The sequence below is a fragment of the Streptomyces sp. NPDC001480 genome, from assembly GCF_042894725.1.
Classification (GTDB): domain Bacteria; phylum Actinomycetota; class Actinomycetes; order Streptomycetales; family Streptomycetaceae; genus Streptomyces.
In genome coordinates this window covers 51,925-69,012 of the sequence record NZ_JBIAVX010000009.1, presented here as the reverse complement: position 1 = coordinate 69,012, position 17,088 = coordinate 51,925, and the positions used below count along the sequence as shown (strand labels likewise).

Annotated in this window: 16 protein-coding genes and 2 pseudogenes; 8 read left to right on the top strand and 10 right to left on the bottom strand. The window is 68.9% G+C overall.

Annotated features, from left to right (window positions below; translation table 11 throughout):
* Nucleotides 1-56 precede the first annotated feature (56 nt).
* The gene (locus ACFY01_RS22890; RefSeq protein WP_390737576.1) at nt 57-1,493 is read right to left on the bottom strand and encodes an aldehyde dehydrogenase; all 1,437 of its coding nucleotides are present in this window, start codon (nt 1,491-1,493) and stop codon (nt 57-59) included.
* A gap of 436 nt (nt 1,494-1,929) precedes the next feature.
* Here ACFY01_RS22890 and ACFY01_RS22885 point away from each other — a divergent pair, with 436 nt between their 5' ends.
* The gene (locus tag ACFY01_RS22885; RefSeq protein WP_390737575.1) at nt 1,930-2,547 is read left to right on the top strand and encodes a TetR/AcrR family transcriptional regulator; all 618 of its coding nucleotides are present in this window, start codon (nt 1,930-1,932) and stop codon (nt 2,545-2,547) included.
* Nucleotides 2,548-2,723: 176 nt separating this feature from the next.
* Here the strand turns inward: ACFY01_RS22885 and ACFY01_RS22880 are convergent, their stop codons facing one another.
* A complete protein-coding gene (locus ACFY01_RS22880) occupies nt 2,724-3,686 on the bottom strand; it encodes an NAD(P)H-dependent flavin oxidoreductase (protein WP_390737574.1) in 963 nt (320 codons plus the stop codon).
* A 381-nt stretch (nt 3,687-4,067) separates the two neighbouring features.
* Nucleotides 4,068-4,535, bottom strand: coding sequence for a VOC family protein (locus ACFY01_RS22875; protein WP_390737573.1), 468 nt, complete (start codon nt 4,533-4,535; stop codon nt 4,068-4,070).
* A gap of 512 nt (nt 4,536-5,047) precedes the next feature.
* Here ACFY01_RS22875 and ACFY01_RS22870 point away from each other — a divergent pair.
* The 3 genes from ACFY01_RS22870 to ACFY01_RS22860 all read left to right on the top strand — a co-directional run bounded on the left by ACFY01_RS22870 (nt 5,048) and on the right by ACFY01_RS22860 (nt 6,776).
* Entirely contained in the window at nt 5,048-5,245 is a 198-nt protein-coding gene (locus ACFY01_RS22870) for a hypothetical protein (RefSeq protein WP_390737572.1), read from the top strand.
* Between the two features lie 67 nt (nt 5,246-5,312).
* On the top strand, nt 5,313-6,296 hold the full coding sequence (locus ACFY01_RS22865; protein WP_390737571.1) for a zinc-dependent alcohol dehydrogenase family protein: 984 nt from the start codon (nt 5,313-5,315) through the stop codon (nt 6,294-6,296).
* Nucleotides 6,297-6,404: 108 nt separating this feature from the next.
* Nucleotides 6,405-6,776 carry an ankyrin repeat domain-containing protein gene (locus ACFY01_RS22860; RefSeq protein WP_390737570.1) on the top strand — a complete coding sequence of 124 codons (372 nt, stop codon included), beginning with the start codon at nt 6,405-6,407 and terminating at the stop codon, nt 6,774-6,776.
* On the opposite strand, the pseudogene ACFY01_RS22855 reads toward ACFY01_RS22860, so the two are convergent.
* Both ACFY01_RS22855 and ACFY01_RS22850 read right to left on the bottom strand, forming a co-directional pair.
* A pseudogene (locus ACFY01_RS22855) lies at nt 6,746-7,140 on the bottom strand (transposase); the annotation flags it as partial. The gene ACFY01_RS22860 and the pseudogene ACFY01_RS22855 overlap by 31 nt on opposite strands.
* Before the next feature lie 485 nt (nt 7,141-7,625).
* Nucleotides 7,626-8,144 (bottom strand): winged helix-turn-helix transcriptional regulator, encoded by a 519-nt coding sequence (locus ACFY01_RS22850; protein ID WP_390737569.1) that lies wholly within the window; start codon nt 8,142-8,144, stop codon nt 7,626-7,628.
* 99 nt (nt 8,145-8,243) lie between these two features.
* Here ACFY01_RS22850 and ACFY01_RS22845 point away from each other — a divergent pair, with 99 nt between their 5' ends.
* The 3 genes from ACFY01_RS22845 to ACFY01_RS22835 all read left to right on the top strand — a co-directional run bounded on the left by ACFY01_RS22845 (nt 8,244) and on the right by ACFY01_RS22835 (nt 10,034).
* On the top strand, nt 8,244-9,029 hold the full coding sequence (locus ACFY01_RS22845; protein ID WP_390737568.1) for an SDR family oxidoreductase: 786 nt from the start codon (nt 8,244-8,246) through the stop codon (nt 9,027-9,029).
* Nucleotides 9,030-9,054: 25 nt separating this feature from the next.
* On the top strand, nt 9,055-9,414 hold the full coding sequence (locus ACFY01_RS22840; protein WP_390737567.1) for a nuclear transport factor 2 family protein: 360 nt from the start codon (nt 9,055-9,057) through the stop codon (nt 9,412-9,414).
* 494 nt (nt 9,415-9,908) lie between these two features.
* A complete protein-coding gene (locus ACFY01_RS22835; protein ID WP_390737566.1) occupies nt 9,909-10,034 on the top strand; it encodes a hypothetical protein in 126 nt (41 codons plus the stop codon).
* A 235-nt stretch (nt 10,035-10,269) separates the two neighbouring features.
* On the opposite strand, the pseudogene ACFY01_RS22830 reads toward ACFY01_RS22835, so the two are convergent.
* Nucleotides 10,270-10,699: pseudogene (locus ACFY01_RS22830) on the bottom strand (hypothetical protein).
* A 301-nt stretch (nt 10,700-11,000) separates the two neighbouring features.
* Between ACFY01_RS22830 and ACFY01_RS22825 the strand changes: the two are divergent.
* Nucleotides 11,001-11,453 carry an SRPBCC family protein gene (locus ACFY01_RS22825; RefSeq protein ID WP_390737565.1) on the top strand — a complete coding sequence of 151 codons (453 nt, stop codon included), beginning with the start codon at nt 11,001-11,003 and terminating at the stop codon, nt 11,451-11,453.
* 737 nt (nt 11,454-12,190) lie between these two features.
* Here ACFY01_RS22825 and ACFY01_RS22820 read toward each other — a convergent pair.
* From ACFY01_RS22820 to ACFY01_RS22805, 4 genes are all read right to left on the bottom strand, one after another.
* Nucleotides 12,191-12,607: a MarR family winged helix-turn-helix transcriptional regulator gene (locus ACFY01_RS22820; RefSeq protein WP_390737564.1), complete on the bottom strand. Its 417-nt coding sequence runs from the start codon at nt 12,605-12,607 to the stop codon at nt 12,191-12,193.
* A 521-nt stretch (nt 12,608-13,128) separates the two neighbouring features.
* Nucleotides 13,129-14,730 (bottom strand): FAD-dependent oxidoreductase, encoded by a 1,602-nt coding sequence (locus ACFY01_RS22815; protein WP_390737563.1) that lies wholly within the window; start codon nt 14,728-14,730, stop codon nt 13,129-13,131.
* Complete coding sequence (locus ACFY01_RS22810) at nt 14,727-15,458, bottom strand: methyltransferase domain-containing protein (RefSeq protein ID WP_390737562.1); 732 nt, start codon at nt 15,456-15,458, stop codon at nt 14,727-14,729. Before ACFY01_RS22810 ends, ACFY01_RS22815 begins: the two co-directional genes overlap by 4 nt.
* Nucleotides 15,455-16,702, bottom strand: coding sequence for a lycopene cyclase family protein (locus tag ACFY01_RS22805; RefSeq protein WP_390737561.1), 1,248 nt, complete (start codon nt 16,700-16,702; stop codon nt 15,455-15,457). Before ACFY01_RS22805 ends, ACFY01_RS22810 begins: the two co-directional genes overlap by 4 nt.
* Nucleotides 16,703-17,088 lie beyond the last annotated feature (386 nt).

Below are 17,088 nucleotides of genomic sequence, written 5' to 3'. Positions count from 1 at the left end.
CTCGCCCGGCGAGCGGCCGTCGCTCGGACTCGCCGAGCCGGGCGACGGCTGTCGCATCAGGGGTGGTAGATCGATTGGAGTTGCTGGTATGCGTGAAGCCCCTCGGGCCCCAGTTCGCTGCCGAGTCCGCTGGCCTTTCTGCCCCCGTAGGGGGAGGTGAGGTCGGGCAGATAGCCGTTGAGCCCGACGGTGCCGGTCCTCAAACGTCGGGCCACCTGGGCACCATGGTCCAGGTCTGTGGTCCAGACGGTGCCGGCGAGGCCGTAGGCCGACTCGTTCGCCAGGCGCACTGCCTCGTCCTCGCCGTCGTAGGGCGTGATCGTGAGGACCGGGCCGAAGATTTCTTCCTGCGCGATGGTCGATGAGTTCTCGACGTCGGCGAATACGGTGGGTTCGACGAACCAGCCTCGATCGAGGCCGGTTGGCCGGCCTCCTCCGGTGGTGAGCCGGGCCCCTTCGTTGAGGCCGGTCTTGATGTATCCCAGGACCCGTTCGCGCTGGCGCTGGCTGACGAGCGGGCCGATCTGAGTGTCGGGGTCGAGCGCGTCACCGACGACGGCGTCACGGGTCATCGCCGTACAGAACTCGACCACTTCCCGATACCTGCTGCGGGGGGCCAGGATCCTGGTACTCGCGTAACAGGTCTGACCGTTGTTCAGCAGACTGGCCATGAAGAACTGCTCTGCGTTCGCGGCGAGGTCGGCGTCGTCGAGGACGACGGCGGCGGACTTGCCTCCCAGTTCCAGGGTCACCGGCCGCAGCAAGTCGGCGCATGCGGCAGCTACTTGGCGTCCCGCTCTGGTGGATCCGGTGAACGACACCTTGTCGATGTCAGGATGGGAGACCAGATAGGCGCCGGTGTCGCGGCCGCCCGGAACGATGTTGATCACGCCGTCGGGGATGCCCGCTTCCTCGACGGCCTCCGCCAGCAGCACCGAGTCGAGGACCGTCTCCGGAGCCGGTTTGAGGACGAGCGCGCAACCGGCCGCCAGAGCCGGGGCCACCTTGAAGAAGGCGATGGTCTGAGGGAAGTTCCAGGTCATGATGGCAGCTACGACGCCTGCGGGTTCCCGTCGGACCAGGGTGGTGCCACGGGGCAGTCCGGTACGCAGTTCCTCGGACGTCATGCTGTCGGCAAGACCCGCGTAGTAGCGCAGCAGGGCTGACGGCACCACACCTTCGAAGGACCGGGCGACAGTGATCGGCATGCCGTTCTGCGCGCTGACGGCGGCGGAGGTTGCCCCCGACCTGGCATCGAGTGCATCCGCGAGACGGATCATGGCTGCCGCGCGATGTTCAGGGCTCCAGAAGGACCAGCCGGTCGGTGCGTCGAATGCGGCACGAGCGGCTCCGACCGCCCGGTCGATGTCGTCCTGGGAACCGTCCGGCACGGCACCGAGATGATCGCCGGTACTCGCGGATGCGACGTTGATGACACGGGCACCGGACGTGTGCACCCAGCGTCCGCCGATGAACAGATGGTTGGGATACATGGTGAACTCTCCCCACGGCATGGCCTTGGGACCACGACATTCCGTGGTGTTCGATACGTGGATGACCAGCGGGCACGAGGGTGCTCAGCGCGGTACGCAGGCCGCTGCCGGTCATGACTTTCCTGCGCAGTGGCCCGGCGCGTCGAACCTGCGGGTGGGCCACATCTGCGATGCCCCTTGCGGCTGGTCCCGGCCCTGGGGGAGCGCTTTCATGATTCACAACTGAATGAATCCGACATTACACCCATCTGGGGTAACATGTCACCAGATGGGTGAAATACGTGAGTAAATGCTGTGGCCGTCGCCCGACGAGGGAGGGCCGGACCGGCGGCTCAAGACCTCACACGAGGCCACTGAGCATCGCGGTCGGCAGGCCGGCCCCCGGGTGCGTGACATCGCACCATGAGCAGCACGCCTCAAGGAGAGGTGGCACATCGTGAGGACATATGGCGGAGCCACGGCGGAACAGCGCGCTTCGCTCCGCCGTCGGCGCCTCATGGAAAGCGGACTCGAACTTTTCTCCACTCAGGGATATGCCCGCACATCGATCAGTGCGGTTCTCCGCCACGCCGGACTCAAAGACAGGTACTTCGCGGAGAGCTTCGCATCCCTCGACGATCTTATGGCAGCGCTCATGAGAGACATCTACGAGGAACAGATCACCCGGTGCAGCGAGGCGATCGCCACAGACCAGCCGCTGCGCGACCGGGCTCGAAACATGATCGACGTCATCACCGGGCTTCCTCTGGAAGACCCCAGAAAAGGGCGCGTCAAACTCGCAGAATCCCTGGGGGCCGGTCCCCTCACAGCACGCGAACGGCGTCTGGGCCTGCAGCGCATGAGCGGCCTCGTGGACTCCCTCCTGAGAGAAGAGCTTCATGATCCCCGGATCGACACCGCCACCCTGTCCGTGGCCGTCGTGGGCGCGGTCAGCGAGATGCTGCTGAGCTGGTTCAACGGAGATCTGGGCATCTCAAGGGAGGAACTGGTGGATCAGGGCCTCCTCCTCTTCGAGGCCATCACCGAGCACGCCTCGGCAACACCACGAGAATGACAGGGCAGCCACCGTCAACAGCTCCGAGAGACCACCCGGAGTCATGCGTTCACCACGCTCAGTCGACCGCATCCACCGGCATCCGCCTCCCCACCCGGCTTCCCGTCGGGTGGTCACTCAGGCGTTCACGACCGGGTCGTCGAGCCTCGTCGTCCCCGCGCGAGCTGGGTTGCTCGTCAGCTCAGCAGCGATCGAGGCCGTGCGGCCAGGATTGCCTCGGCCTCGTCACTGATCGTCCGGACCACTTCCGCGGCGGGACGGACGGCATCGACGAAGATCGCCGACTGGCCATAGAGAATCGCGCTCGTGTCAGGGTCGGGCGGGTCCTCAACGGGACTGATGTCCTTGGGGGGCGCGAATTCCTCTTTGCGGTCCCGCAGCGTCGCCTCGCGCTCTGACCACTCATTGGTGAACCGATTGCGGCGGACTCGTTCACCGATGGTCGCCGGCCACGGCAGCCCCGACACAATGTCGTAGGTCCGCGTCCATACGGTGTCGCTGCCATCACTCTCGACGATCAGGCGCTTGTGGACATCGTTTACCTCGATCGCTTCGGGCGTGGCGAGAAACGCCGTGCCCAGCCATGCGCCGTCCGCCCCGGCGGTGAGGACGGCCGCGAGTGTGCGGCCATCGCCAATGCCTCCTGCGGCCAGCACCGGAACATCGGGGTAGCGCCTCACGATCCCGGCCAGAAACGGCAGGAGGCCTATCGTCCCGGTATGGCCGCCGGCCTCGGTACCCTGCGCCACGAGGACATCGGCACCCGCGGCGACGGCCGTCTTTGCGTCATCGTAGTTCTGTACCTGGCACATCACCCGGGCTCCTGCGGCCTTGGCTCGAGCAAGCCACGGCTGCGGGTCGGCGAACGACAGCGCGATGACCTCTGGTCGCTCTTCCAGAGCGGCCTCGAAATGCGGTTCGGTGAAGGGGAGGAGCGGCGTGATGAAGCCGACTCCGAACGGGAGGCGAGTCGTGGCGCGAATGGTCGCGATCTCCGCACGGATCCAGTCAGGCCCTTTCCAGGGATGTGTTCCCCCGAAGGAGCCGAGCCCGCCGGCCGCGGAGACCGCGGCGGCGAGTGTTCCGCCGCTGTGCAAGCTCATCGGGGCTGCCATCACCGGGTAGGTGATACCGAACATTTCGGTGAATCTCGTATGCAACATGGGTAGACGCTAGCGAACACGGCGAGTCCGGCCCACCAGAAGCGCCGTCTCGCCCACGTGAATCTACTCGATCGCACAATGGAACCGCGGAGCGCCTGACCCGTCAGTCGGAGTGTTGGGTGGTGTCGTAAAGCGTGTAACACGATCTTGTTGAAGTGCTCTGGTGGGGCGTGAACGATGTGATGATTCGGCCGTTCGGGCGGCTGCGAGTACTCGGCCGTGGATCGTGGACGACGATTTGTGGTTCGACTGAGTCGCAACACACGGCAGGGGAAGGCCCGCGCTATTCTTCGCGGACGGTGCGGTGGACAAGCAAAAGTCTGCGCAACCGAGCGCACGGTGATGTTGTGAGGCTGATCAAGAACCAGCTCCGGGCAGCATCTGCGACAATTCGATCATGTTGCCCCACGGGTCGCGGAAGAACGCCAGTCGCCGGCTGATGTCCTCGATCTCGAAAGGTTCACCGATAAGGTCGACACCACGGCCAGCGAGCTCCGCACGTGCTTCGTCGACATCGTCGACATGGAAGCACATGTGCTGGTAGCCGCCGTGCTGCAGGCTGACTCCGAGGTCGTCGAGGACCTCGTTCGGGAGGGGTACCGGTCCGGCCAGCAGTTCTACGTGGAAGTTGTCATCGTTGGGCGGGCAGAGGTACGCGAGCTTCAGCTCACCGTAGGGCCACTCCTGGAGCACTCGGAAATCCAGTTTCTCCGTGTACCAGGCCTTCGCCGCGTCGTAGTCGGGAACGCGGATACCAACATGGTGACCACTGAAGGATGAAAAGGGGCTTGATGGGTTTTTCGGCGGGTGGGCCGGCATGGGCATCGCAATCACTCCTACCCTGCTGAACCATCAGGGGATGACGGGACGAACGAGACGGTTCAGCTTATCGCCCAGTTCGCTGCGGAATAACAAAGGTCGGGATATTCGTGATCAGGCTTGATGGCTCGCCGTGTAGAGCTTGTAACACGATTATGATCGGTGCTTCTTCAGTCGCATCCAGCAGATGAGGCTGCATGCCAAGGAAACGAAGGCGACGACTGCAGGCGGGATTCCGTCGCGCACCGCGAGCTCACTCATCCGCTCGGGATCGCACCTCACGGCGGGAGAGGTACCGCGTCGCTGAGCTCATCGCCGCGCATCTGCGAAGGACCGACGACTCCTGGACGACGCAGCTACAAGACGCCGCCGCACGGGCCGGGGGCGGCCCTGGTGAGCAACTCGTCGGACACTTTGACGCGCTGACGGACGCCTTCGAACGGCACGGCTTCTTCGGACGCCCGTTCGTCAGCGCGGCGGTCGAACCGGACCTGGACTCGGAGGGCCGGGCCGTCACCATGCAGCACACTCGACGGCGTCAGGCGAGGCTGACTGAGCTGTGCGAGAAGGCCGGCGCGGACGACGCCAGCGCGCTGGCCCGGCAGATCAGACTCCTGATTGACGGCGCCTTGGCCTCGGGACGCCTGCTGCAGGACCGCGCCGTCGTGGAGGAGGCGAAGTCGACGGCACGCCTGCTCATCGGCGGTCACCTCTGATCGCGGCCGGTGCACCACCGTGCCGGCCGCATACCCACACCAACGAAGACAGGAAAGAGGTGCAGTCGTGCGCGCAGCGGTTCTCCGAGAGTTCGGCACGCCGTTGGTCCTCGCTGAGATCGACAAGCCCGACGTCGGCCCGGGGCAGGTGCTGGTCAAGGTCGAGGCCAGCGGCGTCAACCCGTTGGACACCAAGATCCGGGCCGGCAAGGCGGCTCATGCCAGGCGCACGCTCCCGGCCGTTCTCGGCCTGGACCTGGCCGGCGTGGTCGAGGAGGTCGGCCCAGGTGTCCACGGCTTCACACCGGGCGACGAAGTCTTCGGCATGACCGGCGGTGTCGGTGACGTGCAGGGCTCGCTTGCCGAGTTCGCTGCCGTGGACGCGCGTCTGCTCGCGCGCAAGCCGGCCTCGCTCACAGCACGCGAGGCCGCGGCCCTGCCCCTGGTCGTCATCACGGCCTGGGAGGGACTGGTGGACCGGGCGCAGGTCCACGCGGGGCAGAGGGTCCTCATTCATGGCGGAGCCGGCGGCATCGGCCATGTGGCTGTGCAGATCACCCGTGCTAGCGGTGCCGAGGCCTTTGCCACCGCGTCGCCTCCGCGACTGGAGGTCGTCGAGCGCCTGGGGGCCATCCCGATCGACTACACCGCCGCCACCGTGGACGAATACGTCGCCGAGCACACCGGCGGCGAGGGCTTCGACGTCGTCTTCGACACCGTCGGTGGTTCTGTGCTCGACGACTCCTTCACCGCGGTACGCATTTACACGGGTCATGTCGTGAGCGCCTTGGGGTGGGGAACCCACAGCCTCGCGCCACTGTCGTTCCGCGGAGCGACCTACTCCGGTGTCTTCACCCTGCTGCCCCTGCTGACCGGGCGCGGGCGTGAACATCACGGAGAGATCATGCGCGAGGCAGCCGCACTGGCCGACGCCGGGGCACTCAAGCCGCTTCTCGACCCCCGGCATTTCACGCTCGCTGACGTCGCCGCCGCCCACGCCGCCGTGGAGAGCGGCACCGCCCAGGGCAAGGTCGTGATCGACATCGGCTGACACCCATCCGGACGATGACCGACCGAGCGAGGCAGGTCGCCGGACGTACATTCGTGCGCCGGGGGGTGCCCCTATGCCCTTCGTCAAGCTGTCGTGATGATGGCTGGCATGACGGATGAGGTTCAGGGCTCGGGCCGTGAAAGCCGCCGAGGATGGACGCCGCTGCATTTCGCGGCGGATGAGCAGGATGCCGCGGCGGTCAGCGCTCTCCTGGCGGCGGGTGTGGGAGTGGATGTCCCCGACGAGCAGGGCAATACGCCTTTGCGGGCAGCGGTGTTCACGTGTCGAGGTGATGGTGCGGTGCTGTTGCTGCTGGTCAGTGCCGGTGCCGATCCGGACATAAACCACCTTCATGGTGTGAGTCCGCGGTGCCTTGCCGACTGGCGTATTGGTTCAGATGCTGTGGTGCATCTCGGGATCGTCCCGTCTCGTAGTGCTGTTTATGCAGGTCAGGCGGCTTTGGCGGGCTGTGGCTCATAGAAGGTTCCGTCGCGGAGCATGGCGAAGAGGACATCGGCTCGGCGTCGGGCGAGGCAGAGCAGGGCCTGGGTGTGGTGCTTGCCCTGGCTGATCTTCCTGTCGTAGTAGACCCGCGAAGCCGGGTCGCTCAGGGCGGCGAACGCGGAAAGGAAGAAGGCCCGTTTGAGCTGCTTGTTTCCACGCCGGGAAGGTCGTTCGCCGCGGATCGAGGAGCCCGAGTTCCGGGTCCCCGGGCGAGACCGGCGTAAGCGGCGAGGTGGCCGGTGGTCGGGAAGGTGCTGCCGTCGCCGACCTCGATGAGGATCCTGGCCCCGGTCCTGACGCCGACTCCCGGCATGGACGTCAGGACCTTCAAAAGAGGGTGCCTTGATGGCCTTGGTGCAGGCGCTGGCGCGGTCCCGGCAGATGATCTCGGCGCCGGGATGCTCGGTGAGTCAGGCCGCGAACGTCTCCGAGGTGCGGTCGGGCAGTACGTCCACGACCCGGCCGGCCTCGACGTCGACCAGCACGTGCCGTAGGTGCAGCCCTTGCGGAAGGCGAACTCGTCCACCCCCAGCACCCGCGGCGCACGGTCCGGCACCGCCGGCGCCGTCAGTAGCCTGAGAAGCCGGGTCCGGCCCGCGGTCAGCCGCAGCCGGTGGCACAGCCGGGCGGCGGGACGGCCGCCGAGCTCGATTGCAGAGCCTTGGAAACGACCGGTGTTGCTCCTCGCCTCACTTGATCCAGTTCTCAATGACTGGGGAGGGTTGGCAGGTATCACGCCGGCGACAAGCCGGTGCCGCAAGGCTGGTCAGGTGCAGCCCGTGCTTGCGGCCCTGCTGAAGGCTGTACGAGGCTCTTCCGGGGGGCTTAGGCCTCTTCTGCTGGAATGGCCGGCCGTGCCGCGTAGCGGGTGCGCATCGCGTCGCTGGCTGCGGGGCCTGCGGTGAAGACGTAGGCGGCGCTGTCGTCGAGTCGGCGGCCGGTCTTGGCGTCGACGACGACGGGCTCGACTTCCTCGCCGGTGTGCGCGTTGACGAGGATCATGCTGCGCTCCGTCGGTGTGAGGCGGGAGTTGCCCCACGCGGCGAGGGCGACGATCACCGGGCGCAGGGAGCGCCCGAGTTCGGTCAGGACGTACTCGTGCCGGACGGGGCTGGTCTGGTAGGGCCGGCGCTCCAGCAGACCGTCGGCGACCAGGGTCTTCAGCCGGGTGGTGAGCATGCTGGAGGAGATGCCCAGGCTCTCCTGGAACTGGTCGAAGCGGGTGTAGCCGTCGAAGGCGTCGTGGAGGATCAGCAGTGTCCACCACTCGCCGACGTGTTCCACCGTCGTGGACAGCGGGCACTCCCGGTCCTCCAGCCTGATGCGGCTCGCCACGGCGACCATCCCCTCAGTTACTGCTAATGTCGAAGTTAATAGCTTCTATTTTAGCAGTCGAGACGGGAGCGGCTCCTCGTATACCCGCGCCCGGGAACGGAGCACAACGTGACCGCATCCATCAGCGAATCCCTCGAAGGCCGACGCGCTCTGGTCACCGGCGGCACCAAGGGCACCGGAGCCGCGATCGCCCGACGGCTCGCCGAGGCCGGCGCGACCGTGCTGGTCACCGCCCGCAGCCGCCCCGACGACGTCGAGGAGAAGACGTTCATCACCGCCGACCTGTCCACCGCCCAGGGCGCCGCCCACGTCGCCTCCGAGGTGGACGCCCGCATGGGAGGCGTCGACATCCTGGTCAACACCCTCGGCGGCTCCGAGGCACCGGCAGGAGGATTCGCCGCGCTCGGCGAGGACGACTGGGCCAGGGAGCTGAACACGAACCTGCTGGCCGCCGTCCGCCTGGACCGCGCACTCCTCCCGCACATGATCGCCACGGGCAAGGGCGCGGTCGTGCACGTCACCTCGATCCAGCGCCGCATGCCGCTGTGGAACGGCACCCTGGCCTACGCCGCCGCCAAGGCCGCCCTGACCACCTACAGCAAGGGTCTGGCCAACCAGGTCGCCCCGCACGGCGTCCGCGTCAACACCGTCTCGCCCGGCTTCGTCCAGACCTCGGCCGCCGACAACCTCGTCACCCGGATCGCCCACGACGCCGGCATCAGCCAGGAAGCGGCGCTGGGCCGGCTCATGGACTCCCTGGGAGGCATCCCGCTCGGCCGTCCCAACCGGCCCGAGGAGGTCGCCGAGCTCGTCGCCTTCCTCGTTTCCGACCGCGCCTCGGCCATCGTCGGCGCCGAACACGTCATCGACGGCGGCACCACCCCCACCGTCTGAACCCGCCCCCACCTTCAGGAGCGTCATGCACGACAACCAGCCCCGGACCATCACCCCGGACGACCTGCCCGCGGTGATCACCCGCTACCTCACAGCGCACCGCGCCCACGACACCGCCACCGCGGTCACGACGTTCACCGACGACGCCACAGTGATCGACGACGGCAACACCTACCAGGGAAGCGCCGCGATCGAGCGGTGGCTGGACCGATCCGCCACCGAATTCGCCTACACCGTCCACCTCACGAACGCCCAGCAGACCGACGCGGCCCACTACATCGCCACACACCACCTCGAAGGCAACTTCCCCGGCGGCACCATCGATCTCCGCTATCGGTTCACGCTGCGCGACGACCTCATCGAACACCTCGCCATCGAACCCTGAGTACCTGGCACCGAACCCGCTCCCACGCCACCTGTTCCCGCACACGAGAGAGACCCCACCCACCCCCGGACCGCCCCGTCCCAGCCCTCGTGCCCACCCAGCCACCCGGCCAAGAGCCAGCCCTCATCCCCCCAGGCCGCTCTGTGGGCTCTGATGCTGGAGGACGACGGCCGGCCGCGGAAGCTGACCAGCCACGGGGTACGCTGGCGCGGCCGTGACTACGTCGGTGCGGACCCGGCCAGGCAGGCCGCAGTGTCCGTATCCGCTACCTGCCCCATCACGACCACGAGATCGAGGTCTTCGACCCTGCCGGGCGCCATCTCGAGCCTGCCCACCTCCCCGACGCCGCCACGCCCGAGCAGCTCGACGCCCTGCGGCGTACCCGTACAGCCCGGGCCCGCCGCCTGCGTGAGGAAGCCAAGAAGGCTCAGGCTCTGCGCCGGCAGCGTTTCGCCCCTGCCACCACACCCACGGCCCCGCAGCGCCTGGGCGCCATGGCGGCAGCCGAAGCCGACCACGACCTCGAAGCCGCGGCCCACAGCGACATATCCACCCTCGCTCTGCCCGACCCGATCCCGCCCGCGCCACCGCCCGCGGACTGGAACACCCCGGGCGTGTAAGCGTTCCTTCGACGTTGTCCGGAGTGCCGGACGCCGGGCCGGACCTAGTGCTGGAATGGGTGCCCGCCGCTCTGTGGCCTGGCCAGCGCCTGCGGCCTGTCGGCGATGAGCTCGGCTCGGCGGGCTCTGGCGCCCGACGTATACATGCATGCCGCACCCCGGCGCGCTCCAGTGCGGCGTGCGCTCCCCATTCTTTTCCGCCGCAGCCCGTTGTAGCAGTGCTGCTTGCTGGTGGTCAGTGCATGAGCGGGACGGTGGAGCGGGCGTGTTCCCACATGCCGTGGAGTTGTTCGAGGGGCCGCTGTTGTTCGCCCTGCAGTGCGTTGAGCACCACCAGGCATCCGGTGAGAGCGGGCACTGCCCACTGCACGCAGGCGAGCTGGCGCTGGGCCTTGTCGGTGTCGAAGGGGTGCCGGGCCGCCTCCTCAAGGTCGTGGGGGTCGACGCAGGCCGCTGCCACCGTAGAGATGGGCGCCGATCGCGGCGGCACTGACCGGCATCCACTTCGTCCAGCCGGCCGACGCGATCCGCGCCTTGGCCGCATCCGTGGCGCCCTCCTGACGTGCCGCGCCGTTGAGACCGGCCGTGCCCATCAGGGAGCCGCCGAACCATGCCGCCAGTCCCAGGTCGTGCAGGCTGCGGAGGGCGATATGGCGTCCGGACATGGGGGTGCTCCTTCGGCGGCGCAAGCGGCAGAGAAGTCGAGACTCTGTCCCCCCTCACCCGGCCACGGGCCGGCCGCTATCCCTGGTGGCCCGGACGGGGGCATCCACGGGCCGTTGAGTCATCGCTTCACTTCAATGCGAATGAGCTGCTGCGTTGTCCCCCCTTGGCAGGAGCCGACACTGCTGGCCTTTCCCGCGTCGGCGGCCGCTGCGGCCCGGATGCTCGCAAGCATGACTGCTGACGGAACTGGAAACCCGGCTGCTTGGCGAAAGCCGTCACGGTTCGTAGAGAGGATCGGCCATGTCACAGGTTGAGGAATCCATCGAGGTCCACGTCCCGGTCAGCGCCGCCTACAACCAGTGGACGCAGTTTGAGGACTTTCCGCAGTTCATGGACGGTGTCGAGCGGATCGAGCAGCGCACGGACACGCTCACGCACTGGAAGACGAAGATCGGTGGGGTGGAGCGGGAGTTCGACGCGGAGATCACTGAGCAGATCCCGGACGAGCGGGTGGCCTGGAGCTCGGTCGGCGGGGAGGCCCACCAGGCCGGTGTCGTCACCTTCCACTACATCGACGACCAGACGACCAAGGTCATGCTGCAGCTCGACTTCGAGCCCGAGGGCCTGGCGGAGACCGTCGGGGACAAGCTCGGCTTCGTCAAGCGACAGGCCACCGGTGACCTGAAGCGGTTCAAGGGGTTCATCGAGTCCCGCGGCGGCACGGAGACCGGCGCGTGGCGCGGTGAGGTCTGAGTCCTGCCGGACAGCGATGAGCAGTGCAGAGAGCAGGGGCTGGCTGTCTCGGCCCTACGGGCTCCCGCGCCGCCTGCCAATGTGCTGCCGGTGGCCGTCACCAGGTCTAGCGGCTGGTGATGTCAGTGGGTGTCGTGAGGTGGTCGGCGCATGCCTCTTGGCCGGGGAGCCGTACGAGCGCGGGCTTGCCGCACGGAAAGCCGTGCACCCAGACTCGCCGGCCGTCGGCAAGATCTATCTCGCAAGCCACCAGACGCTGACAGCTGTCACTGTTGTCCATCGGAACCCCTGCTACTTCTGGCCCGGGACGTGGCGCGCCGGGAACTGGTCCGTTCAGCTGACCGACTCTACCTAGATGCACGTAGAACGGACATAAGGCTGTTCTGCTGGCGGACCGAGGGCGAGTGGTGGTGCACATCGTCATCATCCCGGCCGGGTGACTGCGGACGTATTTGGCGTCGCTTTCCGTGGCGCTTTCGTTCCGGTCGTGCACTGCCGGTGGGCGGCCGGTCAGGATGCGGCGCGCCCTCAGCGCGGCGGCGGTCCTCGCCACCCCCACCGCAGGCGCCCCGACTCCGCAAGCGCCTGCGGCGGACGGCCGGGCCGAAATCCTCGCCACCGGCCACCGGCACTGACTGCCCCGTAGCGTGTACCGGCATGCCACGTCGCGGCCGACGCGGTGGCCAGCGCTGCAAGGGCGCAGATCGCGAGGGTCCCGCAGATCCGTGCCGGCGGGATCAGCCGGCGCTCGTCGCTGATTCCAGGTTGTGGCTCATGCGTTCCAGGACACGGACGGCAGTGCGGTACTCGTCCAGGGAGATGCCTGTTGTGGACAGGTCGCGAAACGCGTCGACGCGTGCAGCGACGTCGGTCAGGCGCTGGTTGCCACCAGGGGTGAGGGTGAGCCGGCCCGGTGTTGAACGGTCCGCCCAGCCGTCGGCGAGAACGGTGTCGATGGCGGCGGTCAGCGTGGCGCTGTCGGCGTTGGCGGCGAGATGCGACAGGACTTCGGTGTCGGCGACCTCGGTGGTGTCGTGAATGACGTTGAGGGCCTGCCACGCGATGCGTGTGAGGCCGGACTCCTCCAGCATGTCGTTCATGTAGCGGGTGAGGGCCTTGTCGGTGCGGTTGAGCCAGTAGCCGATCGGTTTCATTGGCGTGTTCCTTCGCGTGTTACGTGTGGCTGGTGCCGGCGTCGCAGTTGCGCCGGAGGATGTCACTGATGCGCCGGCGTCGTGGACAGGACTGTGGGCCAGTCCTGGGCGACGGCCCAGTCGGTGAAGGTGTGCCAGCCGACTTCGGGGTAGTTGCGTCGCAGCCGTCTGCCACCTCCACGACGTCTCACTCGGCAACAAACCGAGGCTCCCGCAGCAATAGCTACTTCAAGCCTGACCAGCGAAGATTCCACATGAGGTTCGGATAGAGAACGGCCTCTAAGCCCATGGTCTGCTGGGGCGGGCGACGCGCAAGAACGGCTGGCAGTTCGCGGAATGGGCTGGGCGCGGCACTCCGGACGGCTTCCAGCGGCTGCTGAACAGCAGTGCGCCGAGGTGATCCACGGCTCACTTAGGTCCACGGCGCCGCGCCGGACGGGCCGACCGCCGGATACTGCGGCGAACACCGCAGGCGGCACTTGATGTCCGGGTCGGGTCCCTGACGTCGCCGTCGCCCTGCCTTACCCGAGTCCCGGGTGCTTCCGCTCTGCGCCGCCCCCACGGTCCCGCCGTCCGGGCCGGCGGCGGGACGCCAGGGCGCGCAGCAGCGCGTACCGGCCGCGGTCTGGGACCGTCCAGACAATCTCCCCGCGCACTCCCCACCGCTCCAGCAGGGCGTTGGCGGCGAGGAAGCCCGAGGTGGCTGCACGTTCCATCAGGGCCACGGGGAGGTCGGTGCGGACCAGGTCGCCGGCGACGACGACGGCCGGGTCGGGGGTGCGCACCGTGGGGCGGTGGGTGTACCCGCCGACGGGGAACAGGGGGCAGTCCGCCCGCCACTCGTGCCGCGCGGCGACGACTCGAGCCCGGCGCGTCTCCGGGTACACCCGGTGCATCTGCTCGACGAGATGTCGTTCGGTCGTGTCGCGGTCGGTGGTCGGCGGCACGGCGTAGGCGTGGAGTTCGACGACCGAACCTCCGGTGCGCGCGGCCCAGCGCGTCGCCTCGCACTCCCACCGGGACAGGATGCTGACGTTGTCCAGCGTCCCGTAGCCGCTGGTGCCCAGGAAGTGGGGCCGGGTGGGTTCGGGAGGGCTGTCCAGCCACAGCCGGGACACCAGGAACGGCGAGGCCGTGCGCAGCCGCGCGACCCGATCGCGCCACGGGCTGTCGCCGAGCCCCGGGGAGCGGCTCACCACCGCCTGCAGACCACCGGTGTCCATGGCCAGCACCACGGCGTCGAAGCGCCGACTCCCGGTCGCGTCCGCCACGAGGTGGCCGCCGTCCGGGCCGGGATGGACGGCCTCGACGGGCGTGGCGGTGCGCACCTCGGTGCCGTACCGCGCCAGGTGGCACGCCAGCGGTTCCCAAAGGGCCGTGGGGAACGGCTCGCGGGGCACGTCGAACAGCAGGCCCTCGCTCGAGCCGAGGAAGTAGATGTGGAACATCAGCGCCATCTCGGCTGCCGAGAGCTGCCGCGGGTCGGCGAAGAAGCTGCGGGAGAAGACCTCGAAAGCCAGATGCCGCGCGGCCCGCGGGAAGCGCACAGCGTCCAGGAAGGCGTCGGCGCTGACCTGGTCGAGGTCCTCGTGGACCCGGCGTGTGCGGACGTCCAACAGGGGGAGCGCGGAGCCGGGGCGCATGGCCAGCAGGTCCCTGAGTCGGAACGTAGGGCTGAGCGCGGCGAAGGCGAGCGCGTTCCACGGTGGCGTGCGTGGCACGTGGCGGAAGCTGTCGCACAGACCGCTGCTGTGCTGGAGGGGGTAGTCGGGCAGGCTGGTCAGCATGCCCAGCGCGGGATCCACCCGGCGCAACAGAGCCCGCAGGCTGTAGTACTGCCGGAAGAAGGCGTGGAAGCCCCGGCTCATCGTGGCGCGGCTGCCGTCGGGCAGGGTGATCGGCCATCCCGCCACCCGACCGCCCAGAAAAGGCTCGCGCTCGTACAGCACCACGCGAACGCCCCGCTCCGCAAGAACCGTGGCCGCGGCGAGACCGGCGATGCCGCCGCCGATCACCGCGGTGACTGGCGGATCATCCCGGACCCGGTCCGTTCCCGGCCGGACAGGCACGGCCTGCGCCCGCCGGTCCCGCCCGGGCGGCCGGCCGTCGACGCGGCCGTTCACCGAGCACCGCCGGGACGCTCGGGCGGCCGCCGGGCGACGAACGTGTACGTGATGCCCGTCTGCCAGCCCGGCAGCGGCAGCACGCGCACCTGGTCAAATCCGGCCCGGCTCATCCGGTCGCTGAACGCCGACGCGGTGTCGAACCGCGCGACACTGCGCCGCAGATGGCGGTAGAGCTCGCCGTTGCCGGTGGCTGCCCCGAGCGGCAGGATGACGCCCCCGCAGACAGCGGCCCACACCGCGCGGTCCACGCGTCGGCCGCTGAGCGCGTACTCGTGCACCGTGAGTCGGCCCCCCGGCGTCAGCAGCTCCAGCACCGTGCGCAGGACCGCGTCGGGATCAGCCAGGTTGCGGAACAGGTAGGCGGCGAAGACCGCGTCGAACGGGGCGCCCACGCCGGTCGTGCCCAGGTCCTCCGCCGGGGCGTGGACGAAACTCACCCGGGCTGGCCAGGCTTTGGCGGCGGCCCGGCGCAGTATGCCCGCCGAGGCGTCCACCCCGACGATCTCCGCGTGCGGCAGGGCGGCGGCCAGGGCCGCGGTCGAGGCACCTGTGCCGCAGCCGAGGTCGAGCACCCGGTGCCCGGCCGCGCCGACTGCCAGGGCGAGGCGCCGGGCGGAGCGGCGCAACTGAGCGTGGTAACCCGGGTTCAGTGTCACCAAGCGGTCGTAACTGCCGGCGCCCCGGTCGAACGCTGCGGCGAGCTCCGCGTCGTGCAGCAAGGTCATGACGAACTCCTCGGCGCCGGGCCGTCCGCCCCGGCCGATCGGTCGGGGGCGGGGGCGGGGGAGGGGCGGCGGGGCAGCCACAGCAGTTCCGCGGCCGTGCGCAGCATCGGGGCCACGGGGGCGCGTACACCGACCGCGAGGTCTTCGTGCAGCCGGGTGCGCCCGTCCAGAAACCGCAGCAGCCGCACCGTGGGGACGCGCTCGAACAGCCGGTAGAAGAAGTCGGGGCCGTCGATGCGGCCGGTGTCCAGGGCGCGCAGGAGAACGGCATCCATCATCCGGGCGCGTCTTCCGTGGGGTGGCGGTGGCACGGGACGGCGGCCCGCGCGGACGGCCCGGGCGACGGCCTCCGCCTGCCGTTGGATCGCGGCGAAGGTGTAGCCGGTGGACGCACGCGTGCAGCCGCCGGCGACTCCGATGGGGAACACCGTGCGTGCGGCGCAGTCGGTGAGCATGGCGTCGGTCATCGGAATCACCCCCTGTTCCGTCGCCTGGACCTGCACCGGGCCGGTGTCCAGCACGCGGCGGGTGTAGTGCTCCAGTGCGGCGTCGTAGGCGTCAACGGTCAGCGGTGCCGGGCCGAACTCGGTGTACTCGACCAGTGCGGTGTGCCGGCTGGTGGGCAGGACGTAACCGAACGACAGTCCACGCGTCGGCTGCGGCGTGCGGAAGTCCATCAGGTCGGCCACGTCCGGGTCGAACGTCGGCCGCCGGGTGCGGACGAACCAGCCGCGGAAGTGCTGAAGCAGGTGGGTGCGGGCGGCGGGCAGGCGGTGCGGGGGGCGGGAGTCGAACACCCAACGGGCGGCCAGATCGACGCGGGCACCGGAGGCGTCCGTAGCCGTCACGCGCGCCGTCCCGTCGGGGCAGGCGGCCACGTCGTGGACGATGGCGTGCAGTCGCCGGATCCGCGGCCGCTGCGCCAGGTCTTGGCCCACCAGCGCCTCGAAGTCAGCGGAGCGGATCATCTTGTAGCTCAGCGGTGCGATGTGGCGTCGTACGGCGGTTCCGTGCCGGCTGTGGACGCGCAGCCACTCCCAGGAGGCCGTCACCGCTGGGTCGTAGCGGCCAGGGCTTGTTTCCCAGAAGCACCACGTACGCCGCGGCGCCCGCAGGGGCCCCGCCGGCGCGTCGACCAGGACGACGGACACCGCCGGCCGCTGGGCCGTGTCCGTCGGCAACCAGTGCGCCAGGGAAAGACCCGCGGCACCGCCACCGACGATGACGAAGTCCCACTCGACCACGCCCTCCTCCTCGACTCCTCCTCGGCTTCTCCTCCACCCTCTGCGGGCGCGGCTGCTGCGGCGAGTATCCCGGCCCGGTCCGGCCGACGGATGCGCGCCACGCTGGTCCGGCCCGCGACGTTGCCCGTCGGCCAAGTGGCCGGCCGGGCAGGCCGTGATGCCGGGTGCAGGTCAGTTCCGCCACGGCGTAGTGTTCCGGCCCGGTCCCGCTGACGGATGCACGCCGGACTGGTCCGCCCTGCGACGCTGCCCGCCGAACGGGTGGCCGGCGGGGGCATTCTGTGCCCGGCCCGCGGCAGACCGGCCAGGGCGGGGAATGCATCGGCGCATGGTTCGCAGGCTTTCGGCGCGGGCGGACGGGGCGCGGGCGAGCTTCGGCGTCCGGC